Source organism: Streptomyces broussonetiae, assembly GCF_009796285.1.
GTDB lineage: Bacteria > Actinomycetota > Actinomycetes > Streptomycetales > Streptomycetaceae > Streptomyces > Streptomyces broussonetiae.
In genome coordinates, this window is the sequence record NZ_CP047020.1 from 9,645,059 (window position 1) to 9,669,956 (window position 24,898).

The window sequence follows — 24,898 nt, forward strand, 5'->3', positions numbered from 1 at the left end:
GCCCGTCCTCGCCGGTGGGCAGACCGCGGAACGTCTTGTAGATCACGGGTGCGTGATCGGCGGCGAACTTCCGGGCCTCCTCGACGTCATTGGTGACCAGCGTCGGCGGGATGGCAAGGCCGAGCTGGGTGGCGAGCTGGAGCTGGGCGGGCTTGAAGTCGGCAGCCGTAACCGCACCGGGGTGGTTGACGTAGGTTGCGCCGTGCAGGTGGTTCAGGATGCCGCCGAGCCCGTGGCGGCCCTCGGCGGTACAGAAGTCGCGCTGCTGGGCGGGCAGTTGCTGGTAGCGGGCGGCGCAGGAGGCGGGGCGGCGGTAGTACACCGCCGCCACCTCCCCCAGCTCGTTCAGCGCGGCGATGACCCGGTCGGGCAGGATGGCATGCGGGAGCGGCCTTCACGATCATGCTGAGTGGTATCAACGTGATCATGGATGGTCGCGCGCCCTCCCTCGTTCACCCGGCCCTGCCCGAGATCCGATCACGCATCACGCCTGGGGTGTGGGGCAGAGCGGTCGGTGCAGTTCGTACGGCCCGCGGACACCGACCACCCTCACCGCTGCGTGGCAGTTACTCCCCGATGCTGGGAGCCAACTGCGCTAGGAGGTGGCCGGTTGTGGGGTGGTGGTCATGTACGAGAACCCGATGGTGTCCTTCTCTTGACCGGCCGCGGTGGTGACTCGCACGACGCACGCGTTGTACAGGTTGAAGGACCGCACCGGGGCGCCGAAATCATTGATGGTTACGAGGTTGAGGACGTGAGCCCTCGTCCTGCATCCGGCCAGGTTGTTGATGAGCTGCGAACGAACTGGACCGCGAGTCACATCGACCGAGTTGTGGGTGAGGCTATCAACGCTGTAGTCGTACTCCTGGAAGACCCCACTGATCTCCAGTTCGAATGGGAGAGTGTTGACTGTGGGGTTGGGACTGCCGACTGGGAAGTTGGGACTGGCCGAGGCTGCGGGGCTGCTGACGAGCAGGCCGCCAACGGCCATCATCGCCGCGGCTAAGCCGCTGATGACGTAGCGGGAGCGGATTCGGGCGAGACGGTTCATGTGCAGTACTCCTGACACCTTGTCACATAGTTGTTTGACGCTGGCTGTTCATGGCTGTTGCCGGGTATGACGCTGTCGGCGGTCTGCCTGTTCCCTCGTCGGTGATCAGCTCGCGCTGTGCCTCCGACCAGCGGGCGCAGCGCCTCGGCGACGAGCATCGGGCCCAGTGCGTTGGTGACCATGAGGTCGGTGAACATGTCGGTGGGGACGTCGGCGATCGACAGGTCGCCGCGCGTGATGCCGGCGTTGAGGAAGAGCAGGTCGAGGCTGCGTCCGGCGAGCCGGTCGCGGAGCGCGTTGATCTGCTCGGGTTCGTTGATGTCCAGCTGCTCGACGGTGACCCGGCCGTCGGAGGCGTCCGCGAGGTCGTGCAGACCGGTGCGGGTGTCGCCGCGAACGGTGCCGACGACGTGCCGGCCGCGGCGCGCGTACTCGGCGGCGAGGCCGAGGCCCAGGGTGCGGGAGGCACCGGCGATCAGAGCGGTCGGGGCTGTGCTGCTCATGCGTCCACCGCCGGCCTGAGGACCTCCTCGCACCAGGTGCGGAAGGTGGTGGGACTCGCGGTGTCCGCCGTGCGACGCACGCCGTTGTCGAGGCCCTCGCCCTTGGCGCGCATCATCGCGACATAGCCCTCGACGAGGGCTCCCGTGCCGTGGCCCTGGAGCGCGGCGCGGAAGTCCTCCAGGGACTGCCGGCGGTAGCGGATCGGGCGGTCGAGGACCTCGCTCATGATGCGGGCCAGGTCTGCGGCGGAGAGGTCCTCCGGGCCGAGCACCGGCACCTCGCCGGTGCCCGTCCAGCTGCGGTCGATCAGCAGCCGGGCCCCGGCTGCGGCGATGTCGCGGGTGCTGGCGACGGGGGCCTTGAGGTCGGCGGGGAGGGTGTCGGTGAAGACGCCGTCGTCGCGGATCGAGGCGGTCTGGCGCAGCAGGTTCTCCATGAAGCTGGGGTTGGCGAGGGCCCGGAGGGCGACGCCGCTTGCCGCGATCAGGTCGTCCATCGCGAGGGAGGCGGTGACCAGCCCGGCGCGGTCGGCGACGGGGGTGCCGCGGCCGAGCGCGGAGACACTGACGACATGGCCGACGCCATGGGCGGCGAAGGCTTTGGCGGCGGGGCGGGTGAAGTCGGCGTAGATAGCGTCCAGGGTGGGCGCCTGGCGGTTGGGTGGGGCGACCCAGAAGACGGCGTCGGCGCCGGCGAGGGCGCGGTCGAGCACGGCGGGGTCGCCGTGCGAGCCGGTGACGGTGTCGAGGCGGTCGCGGACCGCGTCGGGGAGCCGGGCGGGGTCCCGGACGACGACACGGACCGGCTCGTCGGTCCGGTCCAGGAGGTCGCGCAGCAGCCGGCTGCCGATACTTCCGGTGGGAGTGGTGACTACGATCATGCCTTCGAGTCTCGGCCTTGGCGTTTCGGGCGTCCAATACCCTTTGCTGCCGCTCGATACCCTAATAGCAGTGCACGGCGCCGGATGACCCCTACTCAATACCCGGAGCCCTGACTCCTTTCCACAGGCAGAGGGCTCCGTCGCCGTGCACTCTTGCGAGTGAGTATCGATCGCCTCCACCAGGGCATTCATGATCGTGACCCGAGCCGTCCGTACGACCACCCGCTCCTCAACACGCGAGCCCCAGAGCTCTCTCCGAAGACCGGGAGCGTGCGGCCAGCTGGGGCCACGAACAGCTCATCGGATGTCGGGCCGCCGAGCCCTCCTATTAGGTCGCTGCGTGACCCCGCACAGGCTCACACGTTGGGCAAACTCCGGGAGAAAGGGCCAGAGTTGGCAATCACCTGCGGAATCGACTGGGCAGAGAGCCATCACGACGTGGCCTTGGTGGACGAGGCCGGACAGCTCGTCGCCAAGCGTCGCATCAACGACGATGCGGAGGGCTACCGCCAGCTGCTCGGCATGCTGGCCGAGGCGGGAGACAGCCCACAGGAGCCCATCCCCGTCGCGGTCGAGACCGCCCGCGGTCTGCTGTTCGCTTGCCTTCGCGCCACCGGCCGCAAGGTGTACTCGATCAACCCGATGGCGGTCGCCCGCTACCGCGAGCGTCACCGTGTCGCCCGGGCAAAGTCCGACCATGCCGACGCCATGGCGCTGGCCAACATCTTGCGCACAGATGCCGACGTCCACCGGCCGCTGCCGGCGGATTCCGAGCTGGCGCAGGCCATTTCCGTTCTCGCCCGTGCCCAGCAGGACGCGGTCTGGAACCGGGCCCAGTTGAACAACCAGCTCCGCTCCCACCTCAAGCAGTACTTCCCGGCTGCACTGGTCGCCTTCCAGGCCCGGAGCGTCGGCTTGGACTCCCGGGAAGCACGGGCCGTGCTCTCCGCGGCGCCGGACCCGGCGACGGCCGCGCGGCTGACCCGCACCCAGCTGCGGTCACTGCTGCGCAAGTCTGGGCGGCAGCGCAACATTGATGCCTGGACTGACCGTCTGAAGACCGTGTTCACCAGCGACTACCTCCATCAACTCCCGCTGGTGGAAGAGGCGATAGGGCGTCAGACCGCTGCTCTCGTACTCCAGCTTGACGCGGCCTGCCGGGCTGCGGACGACCTCGCGGCCTCCGCGGCCGACGCGTTTGCTCAGCACCCGGACAACGAGATCATCAGCAGCTTCCCCGGCATCGGCCCGCTGACCGGTGCCCGCGTCCTCGGTGAGATCGGCGACGACCGCTCCCGGTTCCGCGACGCACGCGCCTTGAAGGCATACGCCGGAGCCGCCCCGGTCACTGTCGCCAGTGGCAAGAGTCACGCCGTGCACCATCGGCGAGTGAAGAACCAGAGGCTGGCCGCCGCGGGCTACGTCTGGATCTTTGGAGCACTGCCCTCACCACAGGTCAAAGAGCACTACGACCGGCGCAGAGCCCGGGGAGACCGACACACCGCCGCTATGAGGAACCTGTTCAACCGCCTCCTCGGCTGCCTGCATCACTGCCTGGCCACCGGCCAGAACTTCGACCCGGCGAAGGCGTTCCCAGCCCTCGCGACGACAGTCGGACCTGCTGCTACTTGACTTCCTACGAAGCTCGGATGTCTGAGGGCATGAGTCTCGATCTGCGCAAGCTCCGCTACTTCGTCGCGCTGGCCGAGCACGGCAACTTCGGGCGGGCGGCGCAGCAGTTGTTCATCGCCCAGCCGGTGCTCAGCCGGCAGATCAGGGCGTTCGAGCAGGAGTTGGGGTGCACGCTGCTGAACCGGACGACGCGCCGGGTGGAGCTGACGGCGGCCGGGCATCAGCTGCACGAGGAGGCGAAGGGCATTCTGGCGGCGGTGGAGGCCGGGCTGCGGCGCGTCCGGGACGCCGACCGGGGCGTGCGGCGGCTGATGGTCGCCTTCGCTCCCGGACTGCATGTCTCGGAGGCGATCCGCGCCTTCGGAGAGCACCATCCGGAGGTGGAGATCGACGTCGTCCCGGCGCACTGGTGGGAGAAGGACCTCCCGCTGCGCGACGGCCGCGCCCAGGTCGGCTTCCTGCGCCGCCCCTTCGACGACACGGGACTGTCCATGGTCTCGATCGGCAGAGAACCCCGGGTGGCCTGCCTCCCGACCAGCCATCACCTGGCGAGCCGTCAAGAACTGACCCTGGCCGACCTGGAGGGCGAACCGGTCCTGGACACCCCGACCCGCCGCCGCACCACCTCCGCGGAGGAGAAGTTCGAGCTGATCGCCTCCGGCCACGGCATCGCCCTGGTCCCACTGAGCGTCGCCCGCACCTACTCCCGCCCCGACCTGACCCACATCCCGGTCACCGACGTGCCCGCCGAGGAAACCTGCCTGGTGGCCCCCACCACCACCCGCGAACCACTGGTCCTGGCCTTCCTGGACATCGCCACCACGGCGCTCCGCGGCGACTAGGCCGTGTTTTGGGTGGCGCGGGTGGCCAGCCATTTGGTGAGGTCGCCCGCTATCTGGTCGATGCTTGTCTCGACGGTGACGTCGTGCTCGCGGCGGCTGGTGTCACGCCGGACGATCTCGTAGCCGCCCGTCTCCAGGACGGCGACGGAGGCAAACCAGGCGGGATCGTCCTCGTCGGGCTGGATGACGACGAAGGTGTTGTCTGTGCCGTTCAGGTCGCTGACCAGCTCGAACAGGGCGTCTTCGGACGGGTCGTCGACGTGGTCGCCGTTCTCGCTGTCCGCGCAGTAGAAATCAGCGGCCACCGGACCTCCCCATGCGTGTGCTGCTCGAAGTGCTGGTGGCCAGCATGGCACGGCCGCCTGGCCGCCCGACGGCTCACAACCACCGGTGGATCGCCGCGACGTGAACCGTCGCCTCGTACCGAACTGCGAGCTTGTCGAATGGCCTCGCACCCATGGGTCCACCGGCGCCCCTCGCTTCGCTCGGTGTGTCCTTCCGGCTGCACGAGCACCCTCACGTGACCAGCCCTCTGGAGGTCTGCGCCGCGTTGGGTGTCCCGCTGGAGCGAACCGTCAAGACCCTCGCATTCGTCACCCCGGAGGACCGCCTCGTGCTGGCGGCGCTGCCGGGCCATGCACGGCTGAGGTACGGCGCCCTCGCCCGCGCGGCCGGGATCCGCCGAGGCGAGCTGTCTCCCGCCGATGCCGGGCGGCTGGCGCGGGCGGGGATGCAGCCGGGCGGGGTGTGCCCCGTGTCCGCGGACCGGGCTGCGCTGGTGGTGTTCGACGAGACGGTCAGCAGCCTGGGACGTGTGCACTGCGGCAGTGGCCGGCCCGACCGCAGCATCGAGGTCGAGGCGGCGGAACTCATGGCCGCTGTCCCGGAGGCCGCTACGGCGTCGATCGTCGGCTTCCCGCCGGATGGGCCGGCATGACGACTGTCCGCGACGCCACGGCCTCGGACGCCGATGACATCTACCGTCTGCTGAGCGGGTTCGTGACGAGCTACCGGCCCGACCGAGAGGTCTTCGACGACGCCACGTTCCCCCGGATCATCGAGGCCGCCTCGGACGGCAGTGCCGAGTTCCTGGTCGCCGAGCAGGACTCATGCGTGGTTGGGTACCTGCTCGCGCTGCGCATGCCCACCCTGTTCGCCGGCGGAACCATCCTCGCACTGCTCGAACTCACCGTGGCCGAGCCCCTGCGCGGCCGCGGTACGGGTTCCGCGCTGATCAGGGCCGTCCAGGCAAAGGCCCAGGAAGCGAAGGACGTCGAGGTGACCGTGCCGACCCGCAGAGCGGCCGGCTTCTATCGCGCTCTCGGGTTCCACGAGACCGCTGTTCACCTCACATGGTCCACTACGTGATCGGGAAACCGCCGACGAATCGGCCGGGCGAGACGGGGGTTGAAACCATGCGGATCCAGGGGGCAACGGCACTGGTGACCGGCGCGAACCGGGGGCTCGGGCAGGTGATGGCCCGGCTGCTCCTGCAACACGGCGCGCAGCGCGTCTACGGCGGGGCCCGCGACCCGCGGTCGGTCGTCGAGCCCGGCGTGATCCCGGTCCGCCTCGACATCACCGATTCCGCCCAGGTGGCCGCGGCGGCTGGGACGTGCTCCGACGTGACCTTGCTGGGCAACAATTCCGGCGTCCTGACCGACAGCCCCTTGCTGGCCGCGCCCGACCTGGACGCCGCCCGCACCGAGATGGAGGTCAACTACTTCGGCACGCTCGCCATGTGCCGAGCCTTCGCCCCACTGCTGACAGACAACTCGCCCGGCGCCATCGTCAACGTGCTGTCCATCGCGAGCTGGTTCACCAACCCTGCGATGGGCTCCTACAGCGCCTCCAAGGCCGCCGCCTGGGCCCTGACCAACGGGATCCGCGGCGAACTCCACGACACCGGCGTCCTCGTCGTCGGCGTGCACTGCGGATACCTCGACACGACATGGCCGCGCATGTCACCGGTCCCAAGAACTCCCCGGAAGCGATCGCCGAGCAGGCCATTTCCGTCGACACGGCCCCTTGACTTCGGCATTCACCAGATTGCTCACAGAACCTTGAAAGCGGCCAGCCCTGGTTCGAAGGTGACCCCACACCTGCGCATTGGATCCCCCACCTCATTGGGCACGGCCTGGGAGCCCTATCTCGGAACGATCAGAGTCCATGTCGAGGAGCCCGGCGGCAGATTGGTCTCGGGCCAGCGGCTGAACCTCGGCTCGAGCAGAGGCATGTGCTCGTCGGCTTCCAGCGGGCGTTCCGTCCAGCCGTCGGGCCATTGCCGAACGGAGCCCCAACTTCGGTTGAAGTCGGCGAGCCCGCGGACGGCCTCGAAGGAGCTGCCGCCCGGCAGAACCGCTTCGTGGAAGAAGACCATGCCAGTGAACGTGGCGCCGTCGAAGACGGCCTGCTCGCTCCCGAAGCCGGTTCCGATGAAGGAGACACTCAGTCCGCCGTCTCTGACATCGTCGGGTGAGACGCCCCGAAATGATCAGATATTGTGGGCGGGTACGACAGGAGCACCTCCCGCATGACCAGCACCAAGCCCTCCGGGCAAGATCCCGCGCCAAAGCCGAAGCGCCGCCGTTTCACCCCCGAGTACAAGCTGCGCATCGTCGCCGAATACGACGCGGCCCCCACCGGGGACAAAGGCGCGGTCCTGCGCCGGGAGCGGCTGTACCACTCCCACATCATCGAGTGGCGCCAGGCCAGGGACGCCGGCGCGCTGGAGAGGCTGACCGACCACCGCACCAGCCCCGCACGGCCGAAGAAGCACCCCGCCGAGGCGGAGAACGACAAGCTTCGGCGGCAGGTGGAGCGGCTGGAGAAGGAGGTCGCGAAGCGGGACGCCGCACTGGAGGTGCTGGGAAAAACACACGCGCTCTTGGAAGCACTCTCCAAGAGCGCGGACTGAAGGACGCCCTGGAGCCGCTTCTCCACGAGGCCGTCGATCGCCTGGCCCCGCACGTGGGCATCGTGGCCGCGTGCCGCCTGACCGGCCGTTCCCGAGCCACCCACCACCGGCGGCTGAACCCCCTCCCGGCCAGGCCCAGAGCCCCACGTCCCGCGCCGGTCAACGCCCTGACACCGGCCGAGCGGCAGGCCGTGCTGGCGTTGATGAACCGGCCCGAATACGTGGACCTGCCGCCCGCGCAGATCTACGCACGTGAGCTGGACGAGGGCCGCTACCACTGTTCCGAGCGCACCATGTACCGGATCCTGAAGGAGGCCGGGCAAGACGGTGAACGCCGCCGTCAGGCCACCCACCCGCCCCGCACGGTCCCCGAGCTCGTGGCCGACGGCCCATCCGAGGTGTGGAGTTGGGACATCACGCATCTGGCGGGTCCGGCGAAGGGCGTCTGGTTTCACGGGTACGTGATCCTGGACATCTACTCCCGCTACGTTGTCGGCCACACCGTCGAGGCGGCCGAATCCGCCGCCCGTGCCGAGGAGTTGATCCGTGAGGCGATCGACCGCAACGGCATCGTGCCGCACACCGTGCACGCCGACCGCGGCACCTCGATGACCAGCAAGCAAGTCTCCCAGATGCTCCTCGATCTCGGCGTGACCCGCAGCCACTCCAGGCCCAGAGTCAGCAACGACAACCCGTTCAGCGAGAGCCAGTTCCGCACCACGAAATACCAGCCCGACTACCCAGAACGCTTCGATTCCCTCACCCACGCACGGGAGTGGATGGAGGCGTTCATCTCGCACTACAACCACGTCCACCGGCATTCCGGGATCGGCTACCACACCCCCGCCAGTGTCCACTTCGGCACCGCCGAACTCGTCCGCGAGCAACGGGCGGCCACCCTCATCACCGCCTACGAGCAGCACCCCGAACGCTTCAACAGCCGGCCGGTGCCGCCGAAGATTCCCCAACAGGCGTGGATCAACGACCCCGCCCGACGACGCGAACCACAGCAACACAGTTCATAGCCGCACATTCGTTTCATTTGACTTGACAGCTACCGCCGAACCAAGCGCTCAGGAAGTGCCCGCGGCCCTGCTCGAAATGTGCCTTGTCGAAGCTCGCATGGCCGGTGAACTCCGCGTGGGCGAAGTTGGCTGTACCGACGAATCGTGCCTCGTCGAAGGTAGCCATCTCCACGCGTCGGCCCGTGAACTCGAAGTCGAGGAGTACGGCCCCGGAGAGGTCGAGTTCCATGCCGGGCCAAAACTTCGGTTCCTGGGGAGAGGGATTCAGGGGCCAGGACGCGTCGTCCCCGCGGCTTCCACCGACGTAGAGATGGCTGGTGAGAATTCCCTGAGCCGTGATACGCACGACGCGCTCTTGCTCCCACGACTCCGCAGCATTCAGCTCGGCAGGCCGTGGCGACGAGAACGGCATCCGCAGATAGGCGCAGATCACGTTGACGATGGTCTGCCGGTGGTCGGGGTGGTCCTGGGCAAGACGCTCGAGCGCATACAGGCCCGCGAGTCGTACAGGAGCACTGTCGCTGGCCAACTGCCCGGCCGCAGCGGTGTACAACTCGGTGATGCGGCGTTCTCTCGCATCGAACTCCGAGATGGCGTCCGCAACTTCCTGCCGCACATGAGTATGCTCGCTCAACCACTGGCGGCGCAGTGCCAGCAGCAGAGCAGCAGCACCGCCAGTACCGGCACCGACGGTGAGCGCCGTCTTGATCGCGTCGATGCGGGCCGTAGCCCGCAGCGCGCCGTGCAGCCCTTCGGTCTGGGCCAGCATCACCGTCAATGACACGGCGACTGCGGATGCTACAAGTGCAACGGCCAGCAGGGCCCACCACCATGAGATCGGCCGCACACGCTGAGCGGGCTTCTGCATGTCACTGCACCCCCGAGTTCACGTGAGTGTCTGCTGCTCTGCTGCTACGTTGCCCCGCGTCGTACGGCACGGACCGAGGTTTGAGGAACATCAGAGGCAGTCCTGCACGAGGGCTGGGTGCAGCACGCGGCTCGGACCGCAACTTTGCTGCTGGGGCCAGAGGCAGAGCTTGAGGGCAGTGATGCCGCGCAAGGCCGCGACACGGACCTCGGGGTGACAATCCGTGTCCTCGGCGACGTCCAGGAGATCGCCGTTCAGTTCAGGATGGGGGCAGGTTCGGGCGATGTTGGCTGCCCAGTAGACCTGTCAGCTGTCCTCGGTTCCTGTCGTAAGACATGGGCGCAGCTGGTCGGCCAGTCCCGGATGGTCCAGGCGGTGAAGCGCGACGCGGTCCAGTACGGCAGTGTCATCCCGCCTCAGGAGCTCAAGGCTGTGGCCGGCGTCGTCGCGGGCCACGGGCTCATCGGGCTCTTCCAGCTCGAAAATAGCTGCTGGTGGTGTCGAAGAACAGCAGGTCCACTCCGGGGTTGAGCAGGGTCTTCTCTGCCTCTTGCAAGCCGATGTCCTGCGTCTTCATCTCCGCTGGACTTCCAGAACCCCCGAATTACGTCGAACCCGAGGCAGCGGCGTGCTGTCCGGGTTCATTCGCTTCGACGCCAAGAGTGGGCGGCGCCGGAAGGCCGATAGCGAGATCGAGTGGAACTGACCGGTCGCTGCTGGGTGGCGGCCCGGTGCTGGCTCACGCGGCGCGGTTGCTGGACTGCCACTCCCGTGGCGACATGCCGTAGGCGACGCGGAAGGCCCGGCTGAAGTGGGACGGGCTCACGTACCCCCCCAGCGGTGGGCGACGGCCGACATGGCCGGCGCCGCCCCGTGCTGCCGTGCCTGATCGCGCCGGCAGCGCTCCAGCCGCTCCCGCTGGACCCACCGGCCCACCGTGGTCGCCTCCGCCTCGAAGGGCTTGTACAGGTAGCGGACCGACATCCGGTGCGCGGCGGCGATCCCCTGCGGTGACAGGCCGGGATCCGCCAGGTGCCGCAGGATGTACTCCTTGACCCGCGTCAGCATCCCGCGGGCTGCTCCGACGCATGCGGGTCCAGTCGGCCCTGCCGCCCGCGCACCAGCACCGTGAGCAGATCCGCCGCGGTCATCGCGAGTTGCCGGCCCGTGTACGGGTCGAACGCGGCCGCCTGTCCGGCCAGCCGTTCCAGATACCCGGCGACCAGTGCGGACGTACCGGAACAGCCACTGAGCAGCGTCCCCGTGATTGCCCGCAGATCGGCGTCCGAGACGCCCAGCCCGTCCTTGGGCACCCGGAACGGGGTGAAGCGGAAGTCGTCCGGCTGCTCTCTTTGGTAGGGCCGTCCGGCGTCGGTACACGTGAAGGTCCCGGGCCGGACGAAGGCCTGGCGCCCGTCCTGGGTGAGCCGAGCGGTACCCCGGTGCTGCAAGGTGACGATCACGTACTGCTCACCGCCCCGCGAGATTGGCGGTGCGTCACGCGAAACGGTCTGGGGACCCGCCTCGACCACCGCGATCTGCAGGGGGCCCAGCCGATCGCTGGTGATCGTCCCCACCGAGGACTCGCGCTCGTACAGCATGACGTCCAGCGGGGTGAACGTGTCGGAGACCACACTGTGTCAGTGGTCCGCCCGCTCGGACGGCGGCAGTGACGACGTGGAAACAACAACCGGCACCAGAACGCTCCGAACTCACCGTACAGGGCCGCTCTTTCCGGCCCGAGCGGGGATGCTGCCAGAGGGCCCGCGACCCCGCTTCGCCCATGCGACCGGTCATGCCGAAAGCCTGGCAGGATGGCACCACAGCTGTGAGCAGGCACGTCGCTGCCGCTGTCGGTGAGACAAGGGAGAGCATGGACGTGGGCGGCCTTGGGACACGCACGCGGAACATCCTGGGCAGGTCCCGCGAACTCGCGTGGATCGGCCGGCTGGTCGACTCCGCGGACGGAGCAGATACCAAGGTCCTCGTACTGACCGGCGAGCCCGGCTCGGGCAAGAGCACCCTGCTGGACCACGCCACCGCCGAGGCCGTGGCACGAGGCCGGCGCGTGCTCCGGATACGGGGCAGCGAGGGCGAGCAGGGCCTGTGCCTCGCGGGAGCGCACCAATTGCTGTGCCCGGTACTCGACGAAGCCGACCGGCTGCCCGTGCGCCAGCGCGACGCCCTGCACCACGCCTTCGGCACAGCCGGGAGCGACGCGCAGCGGACCCCGGACCCGCTGATGCTCAGAACGGGGGTGCTGGCCCTCCTGACGGAGGCGGCTACGGACCGACCTGTGCTCGTGATCGTCGACGACGCCCAATGGCTGGACGTCGAATCACTGGACGTGCTGGCGTTCGTGGCCCGGCGCCTGGAGGACGCACGCATCGCCCTCCTGCTCGCTGCACGGGACGAGGCGGTGCCGCCGCGCTTCGACCGGGACTTCCCTCACCTGGCGATGGGCCCCCTGGAGCGGGCCGCGGCCGGGCTCCTGCTGGACGAGCAGCCCCGACCGCCGCGGGGAAAGGCCCGGGCCCAGATCATCGAACAAGCGGCGGGAAACCCCCTCGCCCTCATCGAACTTGCGCGGGCCTGGGCCAAGGAGCGCGGCCGTCGCGGGAGCGGAACCGCCGATTCGACTCCACTCACCGCCCGGCTGGAGCGGTTGTTCGCGGCCGGCCTGCCCGGTCTGCCGCAGGAGACCCGGCGTGCGCTGCTCCTGACGGCGGCCGCCGGTGCGGCCCGGCTCTCCGACGTCCTCCACGCGGCCCCCTGGCTGGGCGACCCCGAGGTCTGGCGGCCCGCCGAGCAGGCAGGCTTGGTACGGGTGGAGAACGGCGACGCGCGCCTGCGCCATCCGCTGGTCCGCTGCGCGATCCTCCAGGCCGCCTCCTTCGCGGACCGCCGGGAGGCCCACCTTCTGCTGGCCACCGCGCTCGCCCATGAACCCGACCGTCGAGCCTGGCACCTCGCCTCCGCCGCCCTCGGTCCCGACGACGAGGTCGCCGACGCCCTGGCGGCGAGCGCAGAGCGTTCCCGGCGCCGCGGTGGGTACGCGGCCGCGGCCACCGCGCTGGAACGTGCCGCGGACCTCACCCCGGACTCGGCATGCCGCGCCGAACGACTGCTCGCCGCCGCCGCTTCCGCCATGTACGCCGGACACCCTCAACGCGTGGGCGAGATCGCGGCCCGTGTCGCCGCCTTGACGGACGACCCCTACCCGCTGGCCGAAGCCTCGCTCTGCCGCGGCTGGTCGCTGATCGTCACCCTCCGGCACGAGGACGCCCTCGGGTTCTTGCTGCCCGTGGCCGCGTCCATGGCCACGTCGGCGCCCGCCGTTGCCCTGGACGCCCTGGGAACAGCGGCGACCCCGGCCTACCAGTCCGGGGACCCGTTCCATCGCGCCGAACTCCGGCGCGTCGCCGCACTGATCACCGGGCAGCCCGACCGGGGCGACCGCCTCTGGGCCCGGGCGGTCGTCCACCCCTTTACGGAACGGGAGGAGACGCTGACACACCTGCACCACGTGGTGGACACCCTGTGGGACCGTGCCGTCTCCGACATCGAGCTGCTCGGCGACCTCACGCTCCTCGGCGCCACGGCCTGGATCCTGGACGAGACCGACCTCGCCGTACGCCTCTTGCGTCAGGCCATGGAGCGCAATCGCGCGACTGCGACGCCGGGCACCCACTGCCTGATCACACAGACCCTCGCCCTCGCGCTGTTCGACCGCGGAGCGTGGACGGCGGCCCGGACGACTGCCGAGGAGGCCTTCGGCGAAGCCACGGAGGCGGGGGCGGACCTGGTCTCCGTGGGAGCGCTGATCCTCCAGGCCACCCTGTGCGCGGCCCGCGGCGACCACACAGGGGCGCGGGAGCGGGCCGCCGGCGCCGTACGCGGCATCGACCTGAGCGCCTCCCGCAACCTGCACGTCCGCCATTCTCACGCGCTTGGTCTGGCCGCGCTCGCGGCGGGGGACCATGCAACGGCGTACGAGCACCTGCGCCGCGTATTCACCCAGGACCCCCACCCTGCGCCCGTGCACCACCACGCCTCGCTCTACTGCGTGGCCGACCTCGCCGCGGCCGCCGTGCGCGTCGGCCGGACGGACGACGCCCGTGCCGTGCTCCGGGCCGCCGAGGACATCTTGGGCACGGCACCGCGCTCCGCACGCCTCGCCGCGATCGTGCACCGCGCCTCGGCCCTGCTGCGCGAACCGGACGCCGCCGAGCCGCACTTCCGTGCGGCGCTCGCCGACCCGGCGAGTGCGCAGTGGCCCTTCGAACACGCACTGACTCAGCTCGACTTCGGCCAGTGGCTACGGCGCCGCAGACAGTCCGCGAAGGCGCGCCCCCTGCTCGCCGGCGCCCTGGAGATCTTCGAACGGCTCGACGCCCGCCCGTGGATCGAGCGCGCCACCGCCGAACTCCGCGCGGCCGGCGTGGCCGTGGCCGCTGCGGGGGCGCCGGCGGACGTGGGCGACCTGACGCCGCAGGAACTGCGGATCGCCCGACTGGCCGCGCAGGGCCTGACGAACCGCGACATCGGCGCCCGGCTCCTCCTGTCACCCCGCACTGTCGGCTTCCACCTGCACAAGGTCTTCCCCAAGCTCGGCATCACGGGGCGCGCCCAACTACGTGACGTCCTCGACCGTTACGGAGACGGGCCGCGTGAGGGCAAGTTGAGCGAGCCCGTCACCGTCGCGCGACCCGGGAGTCCCGAGGCGTAGCCATCACGGAATCGATGCTGTTGGTGATCTCTAGGCCGCCAGCCGCTTGCAGAGCCGTTGGAAGTGGCTGGCTGGTCGAGGTACGCGGGTTGGTGTTGTTCCGGGTGGGAAGCACTCGCTGAGACGGACGATGTTGGCTCCGGCGGCTGTCAGTATGTGCTGCACGTGAGTTTTGGACAGGCCCCGGTACCGGCAGCGGAGTGATGGATGCTGTCAGGCGTGCTGTAGCTGCCGTCCACGACATGATCGAGGGGGCGGAACCCCTGCGCGGTGACGCCTTGGTGGATGCGGTCCAGGGCGTCGATGTCCTGTTCCGTGGCCGGCCGGGTGACCACCTGGACGATCACGTTCGGTCCGGTGTCGTCGCATGTCTCGCTCTGGTGGTCGCGGTCGCCGATCCAGTCGGGCTGCCCGGCGGCGGTGATCTTCTGGCTGTAGCGGCTTCGGGGTCGTGCGGAGTAGCCATCTCCGGACTCGACCACGGCACTTGTGCAGTGGCCGGATCGGTCCTGTCGTCGGCGGAGGTCTTGCCGGTATTGCGTTGTTCGGTCTTCCGTCGACGGGCCCGGTCGCGAGTGGACTTCGGCCCCCGCGAGCCCAGTTGGCCTTCCGCGTCATACCAGTACTGCTGAACCCATACCTGCCGCAGGACCTGCACGGCCGGCAGGCCCCGCAGCGGGGGTGGCGCGTCGTCGCGGTGGATGGCCTGAAGGATGTGCGTACCGTCGGCACCGACCTGCAGGACATAAGCGATCAACGCCTCCCGGCCGCGCGGCAGCCGGTCGTAGCGGACGGCCCACCGCGGCGTGATGAGGCCGGCCAGCCACTCCTCCGCCTGCACTGCGAGTTGCTCCAGCGCGCAGCGCAAGGTCTCGGCGACCAGTTCGCCGCGGTTGAGCCTGCGGACCGCGGCGAGCATGTGGGTGGAGCCGGCGCGCGGACGGCCGCGGCGTTTGAGCAGGCCGGCGGTCACGAGACGGCCGACCATCACCGCAAGGAGCCCATCGGCACGGTCCCCGTCGGCCATCCTGCCGCCTTTCCCCGAGTCGGGTTGTCCGCGGTGATCCGCCGGATCAGGGTGTGGTCCCGCGCCATCCGTCCGGGCGCGTGATGGCGTCCATGAGCAGGTCGAGCAGCCGCTCGGCCTGCTCGCGTTGGTGGGCGGCCCCGGCTGCGAGGGTGACTCCCGCCAGGCTCATGAGGATGTCGGGTGAGGGTACGTCCTCCCGGATCACCCCCTGGCTGATCCCGGCGAGACGGAACTCTTCGACGGCGCGGGTCAGTTGCTCGCGTGTCTGCGAGCTCAGTTGCTCGTCGTTTTGCAGGAGGGTCTAGCTACTTGCCCCTGAAGAAGTCCGGGGTGGCTGTGGGGTGTCCCTTGGGGAGAGCTGGTGAGGGCCGGGCTACGGCCGTCACAGTGGGTGCAGGTCTTGGTGGCCGGGGGTGGGGCGATGTTGCGTGTCGCGGGAGTAGAGGACACCTGGTGGGAGGTACGGCCGGAGCACGCGCGGCAGTTACCCGCCGAGTTGGCTCGGGTGGATGCGTTCTTGGACGACGAGCGATTCATCGCTCCCTGGCGGGCGGTGTTCGCCGAGCGGCTGGGGCGGCCGTCGGTGCCGGTGGAGACGCTGCTGCGGCTGCTGTATCTCAAGCACCGCTACCAGCTGGGTTACGAGACTCTGTGTCGTGAGGTCGCGGACTCGTTGAGCTGGCGCCGGTAGATCCCGACGCGCGGCCGATCCGCTGGGGCAAGCCTCAGCACCCCACCCAGTTCGGCTACACCGCCCTCGTGGCCGAGGACGAACGCGGCTTCATCGTTGACCACCAGGTCCAGCGCGGGAATCCGGCCGATGCGCCGCAACTGGTTCCCTCGGTGGAGCGCGCCGCGTCACTGACCAGCCGCCCGCCCGGCACGGTCGTCGCCGACCGCGGCTTCGGCACCGCGGCCAACGACCTCGCCCTGGCCGAACTCGGTGTCCAGCGCATCGGCCTGCAACGTGCTGGAAAACCTGGAAAGGCACGGCGTGAGTACGAGCAAAGTCGCCCATTCCGGCGAATGCGCAACTGGAGAGTCGGTGTCGAGGCCCGTATCAGTCACCTCAAGCGCAGCTTCGGCTTCCGTCGCACACGCCTGCGCCACCTGGCCGGCGCCCGGACCTGGGCCGGACTGGGGATCTTCGCCTACGACCTCCAGCGGATGACCGTCCTCAGCCGGTGAGGGACATGCACCGACCGGCCAGCTGCACAGCGCCAGCCCGGTCACCAGGCAAAACACTTTTTCAGGGGCAAGTAGCTAGGGCACGTCGACATCGTCGAAGAGCGTGAGTATCCGGGGCAGGACGTGCAGGCACGCGTCCACGTCGGTGCCGGTGAGGTTGCCGCTCACTTGCCGCAGGGCCGTGTGTTCGCGGGCGTGCACCGTGGTGATGGCCGCCGTGCCGTCGGCGGTCAGCCGGATCAGTGAGGACCGCTGGTGGTCGGGGTTGGGGGGTGGACTCGGCCAGGTGCTGCGCGGCGGCGTCGTTGACCATGCGCTGCATGAACTGCCGGCTGAGTGTCTGGGCACGGCCCAGTTGAGGGACGGTCATGGGTCCGTGCCGGCGCAGCAGATCCAGGGCGGCGTGCACGCCGACGGACGGCCCCTCGGTCGGCTCGGCCTGTTCCGCCTTGCGGTGCGCTCGCCGGTACAGCGGTCCCACCAGGGCGAACACCTCCGTCAGTCGGTCGGCGAGCTCGTCGGGCGGCAGAGGGGTGTCGGTGCCTGTCATTCCCCAAGAATGACACCCTGGTTGCCAACTTTCACAGATGATGACACCTTGGTTGTCATGTCTGCTTTCGCTGAGCACTCCGAGATGCTCACGTTCACGACCGCTGACGGCTCCCTCGCCTATCGCGACGCCGGCAAGGGGCAGTCGCTGGTGCTGCTCCATGCCGGGTTCTTCGACCACCGCATGTGGGATGAACAGATAGGGGCGTTCGCGCTGCACTACCGGGTCATAGCACCGGACGCTCGCGGACACGGCGCCTCCTCGAACGCGACCCGGCCGTTCCGTGCTGCCGACGATCTGGCGGCGCTGCTGCGTCATCTCGATGCCGGGCCGGCAGTGCTCGTCGGGGTCTCGATGGGCGGGGGTACAGCGGTCGACGCTGCGCTAGAGCATCCCGAACTGGTTCGCGCCGTGGTCGTCAGCGGCGTGGGGACCAGTGAGCCTTACTTCGAGGATCCCTGGAGCCTGGAGGTCCTGGGGGAGCAGAACGCTGCGCTGGCAGCCGGCGACGTCGAGGGCTGGCTGAACGGGCACGTGCGCTTCGCGGCAGGCCCGTACCGCTCGCTCGGAGATGTCGATGCGGACATGGCGCGCCGCCTGCGCGCGATGGCGTCCCGGACGATCTCCAAGCACACGGCCGACGAACCGGACCATCGCGTCCCGGTTCAGCAGACCTGGCGGCGTGCGGCATCCATCGACGTTCCTGTCCTGGCGATAAATGGTGCCCTCGACGTGAGCGACCACATCGCGATGGCCGAGCGTCTGGTCCACGCGGTACCCGACGGCCGCGCGGTGTCCGTGGCGAACACCGCGCACTTCCCCAACATGGAGGAACCGGCCCAATTCAACGCCCTCCTGGCCGGTTTCCTCGAAACTCTTCCGAACTAGCGCCTGCGTGAGGTCCCGAAGGCGGCGCAGCGCCTTGCGCCACAGCCGGTCGTGGTGTGTCGACTGCCGCTGAGGGTCTCCGCGGCTGCGGGCGGTGCCATGCCGGGCCGGATCGCCCGGTGGTACCGGGCGGCCGGCGTGGCGCAGGCTTGCGCCACGGCCGCCGGAAGTCCCCGCACGTACACGGTCGCCCCGCGCACGTGCCCGGCTGCTTCCTCCAGCTGCCCGCCTCGTGCCCAGTCTGCGGCAGCGGCCAGACGGGCGGCGGCACACGCTTCCAGCAGGAACCGCGCGTGGTGCCCGATGATCCAGCGCCCGCCGACGTCCGGCGCCGCCGGCGCCCAGGGTGCTGATGTCGCACAGGACATGGACAGCGGACCGGCGCGCTCGCCGAGCTGCGCGAGGGCATACGAGAGCGCCCATACCTCGAGGGCGAGATCGTCCGCCACGACCGGCGCCCACGCCAGGTCCCCGGCCGCGCGCGCGATCACCCCTGCCCCGTACGCCAGGGCTGCTACCGGGTTCAGCGGGGCAACGCGCAACCGGAAGTAGTCCTCGCTCGACGACCGGGCCAGGCCAGGCCCGTGGAGACGAGCGTCCGCCTCAAGTGCCGTCGCGATCACGCCTGCTGCCGCAGCCGCAGCCAGCAGCCGCGACCGCACACGTTCTGGCCCGCTATAGGCACGGGTGCCGGCCTGCTCCAGCGCAGCCACCGTCTCGACCACCACCCCTCGTGCCGCACCACGCGGGCCCGGCCCGGAGGGCTCCTCACCTGCGAACGGATCAGCGAACACCACGAGGGGTATCTCTGGCCGCACCACGAACGTCTGCTCTACCGGCCTCATGCACCGCATGCTCCTCGATGGCTCCGGCACTCGGCAGGGGCGCACACCAGGTGCACGACCACGCACCCGCCGTGCGAGTCGCTTGAGTTCCCCGCTCCGGGGGCGCGCGAGGAGCAGCAGCGCGCTGGTCGTGCCCGAGGCCGTCAGCCAGCCCGGCATCCTGGCACCCTCGCAGGCAAAGGCCTGGGCAGCCTTTATATGCTCGGGACGGCTTTCGGTGGCCGGACTGATCGCCTTGAGACCCGAGATGGCCAGCACCTGGTCGAGGGTGCAGCCTCCTGCGGCCGAGAGAGCAGAAGGGGGGGCGAAGGCGGTGGGTGCCGGCGCGTGGCTGCCGGCACCCACCGGCGCGCGGGCCGTCGCGGTCAGGCGGTGGCGAACTCGGGGGCGATACGCGCGGCTGCGGCCACCGCGTGGCGCTTGACCTCCTCATCGTCCAGGTGGTCCAGGCCGAAGTCGACCACGAGCCGGTCGGCCTGCTGGCGGGCCAGCGCCTCCAGAGTGTGGGCCAGGCTCTGGGTGTCGGTCGGCTGTCCGGACTTCTTCAGCTTCTGGGTGGCCTCCCAGGCGGCCGCGTGGCCGGCCTGCTCCTCGGTGACGTGACGGTCCAGGCTGGTGCTGCCGTAGATGACGGTGTGCGCGTCCTTGTACTGCTTGATGCTCTGGGACACGGTTTCTCCTCGCATTGGGCCAGACCGGGCTCTTGCGCGCCGGCCGGTTACCAACCCAGACAAACCCGACCCGGCCCGCTCGCGCCCGACGGCGACCCCCGAACGGGTGGCCTGAGGGGCGACACGGCTGGGTCGTGATCCCTCTGCCCCTTTGGGTTTCGGGTTCCGTCTTCCGGCCTGGGGGCCGTGCGGCGCGGGTAGGCTCCGTGCGCCGGATCCGACGAGTTACGCGATCATGGTGACGTTCTGGTGACTGTCGCTGATCAGTGAATCTGCGCAGTGGTGCGTGTGCTGACCTGGGGTTTCGCAGTTTTGGTTGAACGGGTTGGTACTGGGTTTGGCTCGCTGATTCTGCACAGGGGGTATGGCTTGTCAGCCGTCTGACCTGTGGTGTCGGTCGGCCCGGGCGCCGGTTGCGCAGGTTGGTTGGGTGCCGCGCAGTTTGAGTGGTTGTCGGGGTGTGGGGTGGCTCGGTATGGGCTGATGTGGCCTTGTACGAGGGCGTGGGAGTGCTCATGACCCCTCGCAACGATTCCTACCGGTAGTTCGTTAAATCCGGAGGTAGAGGTCAATGCCGTGTCCTGTGGTGACCGCGTCGATCAGCGCCTGGAGTTCGCAGGGTGGGTCGGCGTCCGTCCAGGCTCGCCACCATCGGGTAAGGGTGATGGCGGGGGTGAGCCAGGAGCGGATGGCCCGTAAGGCCCTTGGCCAGCAGGGCGGTTGGGGCTGGAGGGGTATGGCTGGGCCCCCTCTCTGGCCCCTCGTCGGGGCACGGGTCGGGCGCGGTGGCGTCCAGGGGGCCCGGTGGGGCGAACCACTGGTCCCAGCAGAAGGAGAAGGCGCAGTTGACCAGGGTTTGGTGGCGGCGGATAGCGCGGTCGGAGCGGACTTGGAAGTCGGCCCAGCCGAGTTCGTCCTTGATCTGTTTGTAGCTCTGCTCGATCCAGGGCCGTAGTCCGTAGAGGCGGATGATCTCGGCGAGGTCGGCCGGCGGGTGCGGGCTGGTGGTGGCGTGGGGTGCGTCGGGGTGGGGCAGGTTGGTGGCCAGGTACCAGGTGGCTTTCTCCGGCAGGCTGGCCGGGTCGGTGGTGGCCACGACCAGTCGGCAGGGTGAGTCGGGTCCGTAGCCGCCCAGGCGGGCGTCGGCGGCCCACCAGGTCTCGGTGTGCCCGTCGCGGAAGTGACGCTCCACAGCTGTCCAGTCGCCGGGACGCCTGGCATCCTTCCAGGTCAGGGCGTGTGCGGCTTCGATGGGAGTGTGCGGCTCGTGGGCTGGGGCCCAGACACCGTTGCGCGGCTTGAGGGCTACTACGTAGGGCAGGCCGGCTTCGCGCAGCGCGAGGTACCAGTCGTCGCTGACGGAGTAGGCGCAGTCGGCGACCACCGCCCGGCAGCCGAAGCCCGCCTCCTTCCCGCGGGCCGCGAGGGCAGCGGCCAGCTGCGGTTTCGTGCGGAAGGACGGATCCGAGCGGCCGCGGTCGAAGTGGTGGGCAGGGGTGTAGGGAGTCGCGTGCAGCGGGTAGTACACGCGGCCGTCGGTCCACACCGTGGTCACTGTGACGATGCCGTTGTCCGTCTTGCCCAACCGGCCCAGCCACTGCCTGCCCACGTGCGCGGTGGCCATGCCGTCCTTGCGGTCCCCGGAGTCGTCGATCACGATGACCCCACCGTCGTGCGGAGCGGTCGCCGGCTGCTCTCGCAGCAGTTCAAGCCGCCGGTCGTTGACCAGCTCGACCTCCCAGGGCGACTCGGACAGGAAGAACTGCAGCCGCTGCACCCCCGGCATCCCCGCACCGGCCACCGGCTCCGCCCCGGCCAGACAGGTGATCGTCTTGTTCCGCTCCCGCGGCGCCAGCAGCCCGGTCAGGTACTCGCGAAACCCCCGCCGCTGGGCGAGACTGAAGAAGAGGTCGTCGAACCGGGCCGCGTAGTCCTCCAACGGCCCCGGCGCAGGCGGACACGGACGGCGAGCAGTCATCTTTAGCCCCCAGCAAGGCAGTTGACTCCTCCCACCGGCCTACGACCAACCCGACCTGACGTCAATCCACACCACCGCCGGATTTAACGAACTACCGGTAGGCAAGACGCTCCTCGACGCTGTGATCGTCTCGCCCGAGTGCCTGCCAGGTGGTTGAGCGCAGGTCGTCGAGCATCTGGGCCACGACCGATGTGGCCGGCGCCGCAGACATCTCCCGGCAGGGTCTCTATCTGCGCTTCAAGACCAAGGACGCCCTCTTCCGGGCCACTGGCGGAGTGCTGCGAGGGGGGAGTCGGTGTCGGCCAGCAGGGTCGGGCCGGCCTCGGCGCAGGCCTCGACCTGGTGGCGGTAGACGGCGACGACGAGGTCCGCCCGGGTCGGGAAGTGGCGGTAGATCGTCCCGACGCCGACGCCGACGCCGACGCCGACGCCGACGCCGACGCCGACGCCGACGCCGACGCCGACGCCGACGCCGACGCCGACGCCGACGCCGACGCCGACGCCGGCCCGGGCTGCGATCTCGCGGATCGGCGCATCGATGCCGGAGGTGACGAACACCTCGGCGGCGGCGAGGAGCGCCTGCTGGTTGCGCAGCGCGTCGGCCCGCTTGCCTCGGGCCGGCAGCTGTTCGGACTGGCCTGCAGTGGACACCACGTTCTCCGTCCGGACGATTGACTAAGCGGAACGTTGTTCCGTATCGTATCTGGAACAAGGTTCCGCTTTGGGCTTAGCCGTGGCGGGGCCCTTCCGTACGCCTCACCCGCCGCCAGCCGGACGAGACGGCAGCAAAGCCGCGGGAAGGGAAAGGCACCATTCATGACTGCATCGACTCACGCAGCTGACACCGTCAGCGAGCGCACTGCTGTCCTCTCGGTCAATCCGGTGGTCCTGCCGGCTCCCGGCCGCGCCGTGGACCTGCACGTGCGAGTCTCCGCCCCGGTGACCGGAAGCGACCTGCCGGTCATCCTCCTCTCGCACGGCCATGGACCCTCGAACAACCTCTCCTCACTGAACGGCTACGCCCCACTCGCCAACTACTGGGCCGCGCACGGCTTCGTCGTCATCCAGCCCACCCATCTGAGCTCCAGGACGCTACGCCTGGATCCCAATACCCCCGGGGCGCCGCTGTACTGGCGGTCGCGGGCCGAGGACATGAAACGCATCCTCGACCGGCTCGACGTGATCGAGACCGCCATCCCGCAGCTCCGCGGACGCCTGGACCCGAGCAAGGTCACCGTGGCAGGGCACTCGATGGGCGGGCACACCGCGAGCCTGCTGCTGGGCGCCCGGCTCACCGACCCCCACGACGGGACGGAGGTGGACCTGGCCGAGCCCCGGATCAAGGCGGGCGTGCTGCTCGCCGCACCGGGCAGAGGGGGTGATGCCCTCACCGAGTTCGCCGCCGAGAACTACCCGTTCTTCCTGACGACGGACTTCTCCCAGATGACGACGCCCGCGCTCGTGGTCGCCGGCGACAAGGACCCCTCCGCCCACCTGACAGTTCGCGGCGCGGCCTGGCACACCGACCCGTATGTCCTCGCCCCGGGCCCCAAGTCCCTGCTCACGCTGTTCGACGCGGAGCACGGCCTCGGCGGGGTCTCCGGATACGACGTCGCCGAGACCACGGACGAGAACCCGGAGCGAGTCGCCACAGTCCAACGGCTCACCCGGGCCTACCTCCGCACCGAGCTCTACCCCGGGGATCCCGCCTGGCACGAAGCGCGTGAGCTGCTCGCAGCCGGACCCAACCCGCTCGGACGGGTCGAGTCCAAGTAACCCCTAGCGCAGAACTGGAGCGATGCTCCGATTGCGTGTGGTGGCAGGGCCCGAGACCGGCGCCACGCATTGCCAACACACACCAATCCGTCACGGAGGAACACAGCCATGCAGTACCGCACCTTGGGCCGCACCGGTGTGCGGGTCAGCTCCCTCGCGCTCGGCGCGATGAACTTCGGCAGGATCGGGCACACCACCCAGGACGAGGCCACCGCCATCGTCGACGCCGCTCTCGAGGCCGGGATCAACCTCATCGACACCGCGGACATGTACAGCGGCGGCGAGTCGGAGGAAATGGTCGGCAGGGCCATCGCCGGCCGCCGCGACGACATCGTGCTGGCCACGAAGGCCGGCATGCCCATGAGCGAGGAGCCGGGCCACCGGGGCAGCTCGCGCCGCTGGCTGTTCGCCGAGCTCGACAACAGCCTGCGCCGCCTCGGCGTCGACCACGTCGATCTCTACCAGATCCACCGATGGGACCCGAGCACCAGCGACGAGGAAACCCTGTCCGCCCTGACCGACCTGCAGCGCGCCGGGAAGATCCGCTACTTCGGCTCCTCGACCTTCCCCGCCTACCGCATCGTGCAGGCCCAGTGGGCCGCCCGCGAGCACCGCCTGAGCCGCTACGTCACCGAGCAGCCCAGCTACTCGATCCTGCAGCGCGGGATCGAGACCCACGCCCTGCCCGTGACCGAGGAGTACGGGCTCGGTGTTCTGGTGTGGAGCCCGCTGGCCTCGGGCTGGCTGTCCGGCGCGATCCGCGAGGGCCGGGAGATCACCACCAACCGCTCCACGTTCATGCCGCAGCGCTTCGACGCCACCGTCCCCTCCAACCGGGCCAGACTCGATGCGGTCGAGCAGCTGGCCAAAGTCGCCGATGACGCTGGACTGACGATGATCCAGCTCGCGCTCGGCTTCGTGGCCGCGCACCCCGCCGTGACCAGCGCGCTCATCGGCCCCCGCACACTGGACCACCTGCACTCGCAGCTCGCCGCCGCCGACACCGCACTCTCCACCGACGTGCTGGACGCGATCGACTCCATCGTCGCACCCGGTGTCGACCTCGCCCCGCACGAGAAGAACGACACTCCGCCCGCGCTGCTCGACCCGTCACTGCGTCGCCGCTGACCGTCCGAGGGCAGCGTCCACGCGCCTTCCCTTCCAGTTCCCGGGCGCCCCGACAATCGTCGGGGCGCCCGCCGACAAGGACGTGCTACAGCCCGTCGCGGGCGAAGGGCCAGTCCCGCCCCAGAGATGATCAGTTCAGGGCTTTGCTCAGATCAGCGGGCCCCGCCTGAGCAGGCCACCCCGAGGCCCTGCGGAAGCTGCCGCTGGCGGCTGACCACCGGACCGCAGCTGCCGGAGCAGGCTCCCGGGGCGTCAAAAGTTTTGACAGCAACTCGGCCTTCTCGTTCCGTTCCCACCGTGACACCACCTGCCACCGCACGAACTCCACCACCTGCTCCGGGACTTATTCCAGGCTCCGCCCTGCTCACCCGGCCGTAGCCAGGCACCCGGGGTGGT

At 69.5% G+C, this 24,898-nt stretch carries 24 protein-coding genes and 3 pseudogenes; 12 read left to right on the forward strand and 15 right to left on the reverse strand.

All coding sequences use genetic code 11. The features are described from left to right. Window positions 1-52: 52 nt before the first annotated feature. Window positions 53-409: a hypothetical protein gene (locus tag GQF42_RS46775; protein ID WP_233273719.1), complete on the forward strand. Its 357-nt coding sequence runs from the start codon at window positions 53-55 to the stop codon at window positions 407-409. Between the two features lie 186 nt (window positions 410-595). Here GQF42_RS46775 and GQF42_RS44220 read toward each other — a convergent pair whose 3' ends face one another. Genes GQF42_RS44220 through GQF42_RS44230 form a run of 3 tightly spaced genes read right to left on the reverse strand, consistent with a single transcriptional unit; the run spans window position 596 to window position 2,435 of the window. Further along, on the reverse strand, window positions 596-1,051 hold the full coding sequence (locus GQF42_RS44220) for a hypothetical protein (protein WP_158929481.1): 456 nt from the start codon (window positions 1,049-1,051) through the stop codon (window positions 596-598). Further along, window positions 1,048-1,554, reverse strand: a complete 507-nt coding sequence (locus GQF42_RS44225) for an SDR family NAD(P)-dependent oxidoreductase (protein WP_158929483.1) — start codon at window positions 1,552-1,554, stop codon at window positions 1,048-1,050. Before GQF42_RS44225 ends, GQF42_RS44220 begins: the two co-directional genes overlap by 4 nt. Beyond that, on the reverse strand, window positions 1,551-2,435 hold the full coding sequence (locus tag GQF42_RS44230; RefSeq protein WP_158929485.1) for an NAD(P)H-binding protein: 885 nt from the start codon (window positions 2,433-2,435) through the stop codon (window positions 1,551-1,553). Before GQF42_RS44230 ends, GQF42_RS44225 begins: the two co-directional genes overlap by 4 nt. A 393-nt stretch (window positions 2,436-2,828) precedes the next feature. Between GQF42_RS44230 and GQF42_RS44235 the strand changes: the two genes are divergently transcribed. Together GQF42_RS44235 and GQF42_RS44240 are read left to right on the forward strand one after the other, a co-directional pair. Then, on the forward strand, window positions 2,829-4,067 hold the full coding sequence (locus GQF42_RS44235; protein WP_158916897.1) for an IS110 family RNA-guided transposase: 1,239 nt from the start codon (window positions 2,829-2,831) through the stop codon (window positions 4,065-4,067). Between the two features lie 29 nt (window positions 4,068-4,096). Then, window positions 4,097-4,909, forward strand: coding sequence for a LysR family transcriptional regulator (locus tag GQF42_RS44240; protein WP_158931332.1), 813 nt, complete (start codon window positions 4,097-4,099; stop codon window positions 4,907-4,909). Here GQF42_RS44240 and GQF42_RS44245 read toward each other — a convergent pair. Next, on the reverse strand, window positions 4,906-5,214 hold the full coding sequence (locus GQF42_RS44245; RefSeq protein WP_158929487.1) for a hypothetical protein: 309 nt from the start codon (window positions 5,212-5,214) through the stop codon (window positions 4,906-4,908). The genes GQF42_RS44240 and GQF42_RS44245 overlap by 4 nt on opposite strands. Window positions 5,215-5,429: 215 nt before the next feature. Here GQF42_RS44245 and GQF42_RS44250 point away from each other — a divergent pair, with 215 nt between their 5' ends. The 4 genes from GQF42_RS44250 (at window position 5,430) to GQF42_RS44265 (ending at window position 8,851) form a co-directional block, all read left to right on the forward strand. Continuing rightward, the gene (locus GQF42_RS44250; protein WP_199273004.1) at window positions 5,430-5,846 is read left to right on the forward strand and encodes a YbaK/EbsC family protein; all 417 of its coding nucleotides are present in this window, start codon (window positions 5,430-5,432) and stop codon (window positions 5,844-5,846) included. Continuing rightward, complete coding sequence (locus GQF42_RS44255; protein ID WP_158929491.1) at window positions 5,843-6,277, forward strand: GNAT family N-acetyltransferase; 435 nt, start codon at window positions 5,843-5,845, stop codon at window positions 6,275-6,277. Before GQF42_RS44250 ends, GQF42_RS44255 begins: the two co-directional genes overlap by 4 nt. Next, window positions 6,262-7,446, forward strand: a complete 1,185-nt coding sequence (locus GQF42_RS44260; protein ID WP_199273005.1) for an SDR family oxidoreductase — start codon at window positions 6,262-6,264, stop codon at window positions 7,444-7,446. Before GQF42_RS44255 ends, GQF42_RS44260 begins: the two co-directional genes overlap by 16 nt. Beyond that, a protein-coding gene (locus GQF42_RS44265; RefSeq protein ID WP_407699472.1) for an IS3 family transposase occupies window positions 7,443-8,851 on the forward strand; the annotation gives its coding sequence in 2 pieces (ribosomal slippage) (window positions 7,443-7,809 and window positions 7,809-8,851; 1,410 coding nt in all). The genes GQF42_RS44260 and GQF42_RS44265 overlap by 4 nt, the downstream gene beginning before the upstream one ends. A 13-nt stretch (window positions 8,852-8,864) precedes the next feature. Here GQF42_RS44265 and GQF42_RS44270 read toward each other — a convergent pair. From GQF42_RS44270 to GQF42_RS46790, 4 genes are all read right to left on the reverse strand, one after another. After that, the gene (locus GQF42_RS44270) at window positions 8,865-9,719 is read right to left on the reverse strand and encodes a pentapeptide repeat-containing protein (protein ID WP_158929493.1); all 855 of its coding nucleotides are present in this window, start codon (window positions 9,717-9,719) and stop codon (window positions 8,865-8,867) included. 739 nt (window positions 9,720-10,458) lie between these two features. Then, a complete protein-coding gene (locus GQF42_RS46780) occupies window positions 10,459-10,545 on the reverse strand; it encodes an AraC family transcriptional regulator (protein ID WP_233273855.1) in 87 nt (28 codons plus the stop codon). Beyond that, complete coding sequence (locus GQF42_RS46785; RefSeq protein WP_233273865.1) at window positions 10,542-10,787, reverse strand: helix-turn-helix domain-containing protein; 246 nt, start codon at window positions 10,785-10,787, stop codon at window positions 10,542-10,544. Before GQF42_RS46785 ends, GQF42_RS46780 begins: the two co-directional genes overlap by 4 nt. Continuing rightward, complete coding sequence (locus GQF42_RS46790) at window positions 10,781-11,353, reverse strand: cupin domain-containing protein (protein ID WP_233273720.1); 573 nt, start codon at window positions 11,351-11,353, stop codon at window positions 10,781-10,783. The genes GQF42_RS46785 and GQF42_RS46790 overlap by 7 nt, the downstream gene beginning before the upstream one ends. A 239-nt stretch (window positions 11,354-11,592) precedes the next feature. Between GQF42_RS46790 and GQF42_RS44280 the strand changes: the two genes are divergently transcribed. Next, window positions 11,593-14,448, forward strand: a complete 2,856-nt coding sequence (locus tag GQF42_RS44280) for an AAA family ATPase (protein WP_158929495.1) — start codon at window positions 11,593-11,595, stop codon at window positions 14,446-14,448. 343 nt (window positions 14,449-14,791) lie between these two features. Here GQF42_RS44280 and GQF42_RS44285 read toward each other — a convergent pair whose 3' ends face one another. Next, the gene (locus GQF42_RS44285; protein WP_158929497.1) at window positions 14,792-15,475 is read right to left on the reverse strand and encodes a hypothetical protein; all 684 of its coding nucleotides are present in this window, start codon (window positions 15,473-15,475) and stop codon (window positions 14,792-14,794) included. A gap of 46 nt (window positions 15,476-15,521) precedes the next feature. Continuing rightward, a complete protein-coding gene (locus tag GQF42_RS47460) occupies window positions 15,522-15,773 on the reverse strand; it encodes an SbtR family transcriptional regulator (protein WP_325100422.1) in 252 nt (83 codons plus the stop codon). 126 nt (window positions 15,774-15,899) lie between these two features. Between GQF42_RS47460 and GQF42_RS44295 the strand changes: the two are divergent. After that, a pseudogene (locus GQF42_RS44295) lies at window positions 15,900-16,666 on the forward strand (transposase). A 75-nt stretch (window positions 16,667-16,741) separates the two neighbouring features. Here the strand turns inward: GQF42_RS44295 and GQF42_RS44300 are convergent. Beyond that, window positions 16,742-17,216: pseudogene (locus GQF42_RS44300) on the reverse strand (MarR family winged helix-turn-helix transcriptional regulator). Window positions 17,217-17,273: 57 nt separating this feature from the next. Between GQF42_RS44300 and GQF42_RS44305 the strand changes: the two are divergent. After that, window positions 17,274-18,104: an alpha/beta fold hydrolase gene (locus tag GQF42_RS44305; RefSeq protein ID WP_158929499.1), complete on the forward strand. Its 831-nt coding sequence runs from the start codon at window positions 17,274-17,276 to the stop codon at window positions 18,102-18,104. Here GQF42_RS44305 and GQF42_RS44310 read toward each other — a convergent pair. The 4 genes and pseudogenes from GQF42_RS44310 to GQF42_RS44330 form a co-directional block, all read right to left on the reverse strand. Continuing rightward, window positions 18,101-18,949: a hypothetical protein gene (locus tag GQF42_RS44310; RefSeq protein WP_158929501.1), complete on the reverse strand. Its 849-nt coding sequence runs from the start codon at window positions 18,947-18,949 to the stop codon at window positions 18,101-18,103. The genes GQF42_RS44305 and GQF42_RS44310 overlap by 4 nt on opposite strands. A 365-nt stretch (window positions 18,950-19,314) precedes the next feature. Next, complete coding sequence (locus tag GQF42_RS44315) at window positions 19,315-19,620, reverse strand: DUF3759 domain-containing protein (protein WP_158917172.1); 306 nt, start codon at window positions 19,618-19,620, stop codon at window positions 19,315-19,317. 568 nt (window positions 19,621-20,188) lie between these two features. Beyond that, the gene (locus tag GQF42_RS44320; RefSeq protein ID WP_158916949.1) at window positions 20,189-21,598 is read right to left on the reverse strand and encodes an IS701 family transposase; all 1,410 of its coding nucleotides are present in this window, start codon (window positions 21,596-21,598) and stop codon (window positions 20,189-20,191) included. A 264-nt stretch (window positions 21,599-21,862) separates the two neighbouring features. Next, a pseudogene (locus GQF42_RS44330) lies at window positions 21,863-22,249 on the reverse strand (hypothetical protein); the annotation flags it as partial. 165 nt (window positions 22,250-22,414) lie between these two features. Between GQF42_RS44330 and GQF42_RS44335 the strand changes: the two are divergent. Further along, window positions 22,415-23,374 (forward strand): alpha/beta hydrolase family protein, encoded by a 960-nt coding sequence (locus tag GQF42_RS44335; RefSeq protein ID WP_158929503.1) that lies wholly within the window; start codon window positions 22,415-22,417, stop codon window positions 23,372-23,374. Between the two features lie 108 nt (window positions 23,375-23,482). After that, window positions 23,483-24,502 (forward strand): aldo/keto reductase, encoded by a 1,020-nt coding sequence (locus GQF42_RS44340; protein WP_158929505.1) that lies wholly within the window; start codon window positions 23,483-23,485, stop codon window positions 24,500-24,502. Window positions 24,503-24,898 lie beyond the last annotated feature (396 nt).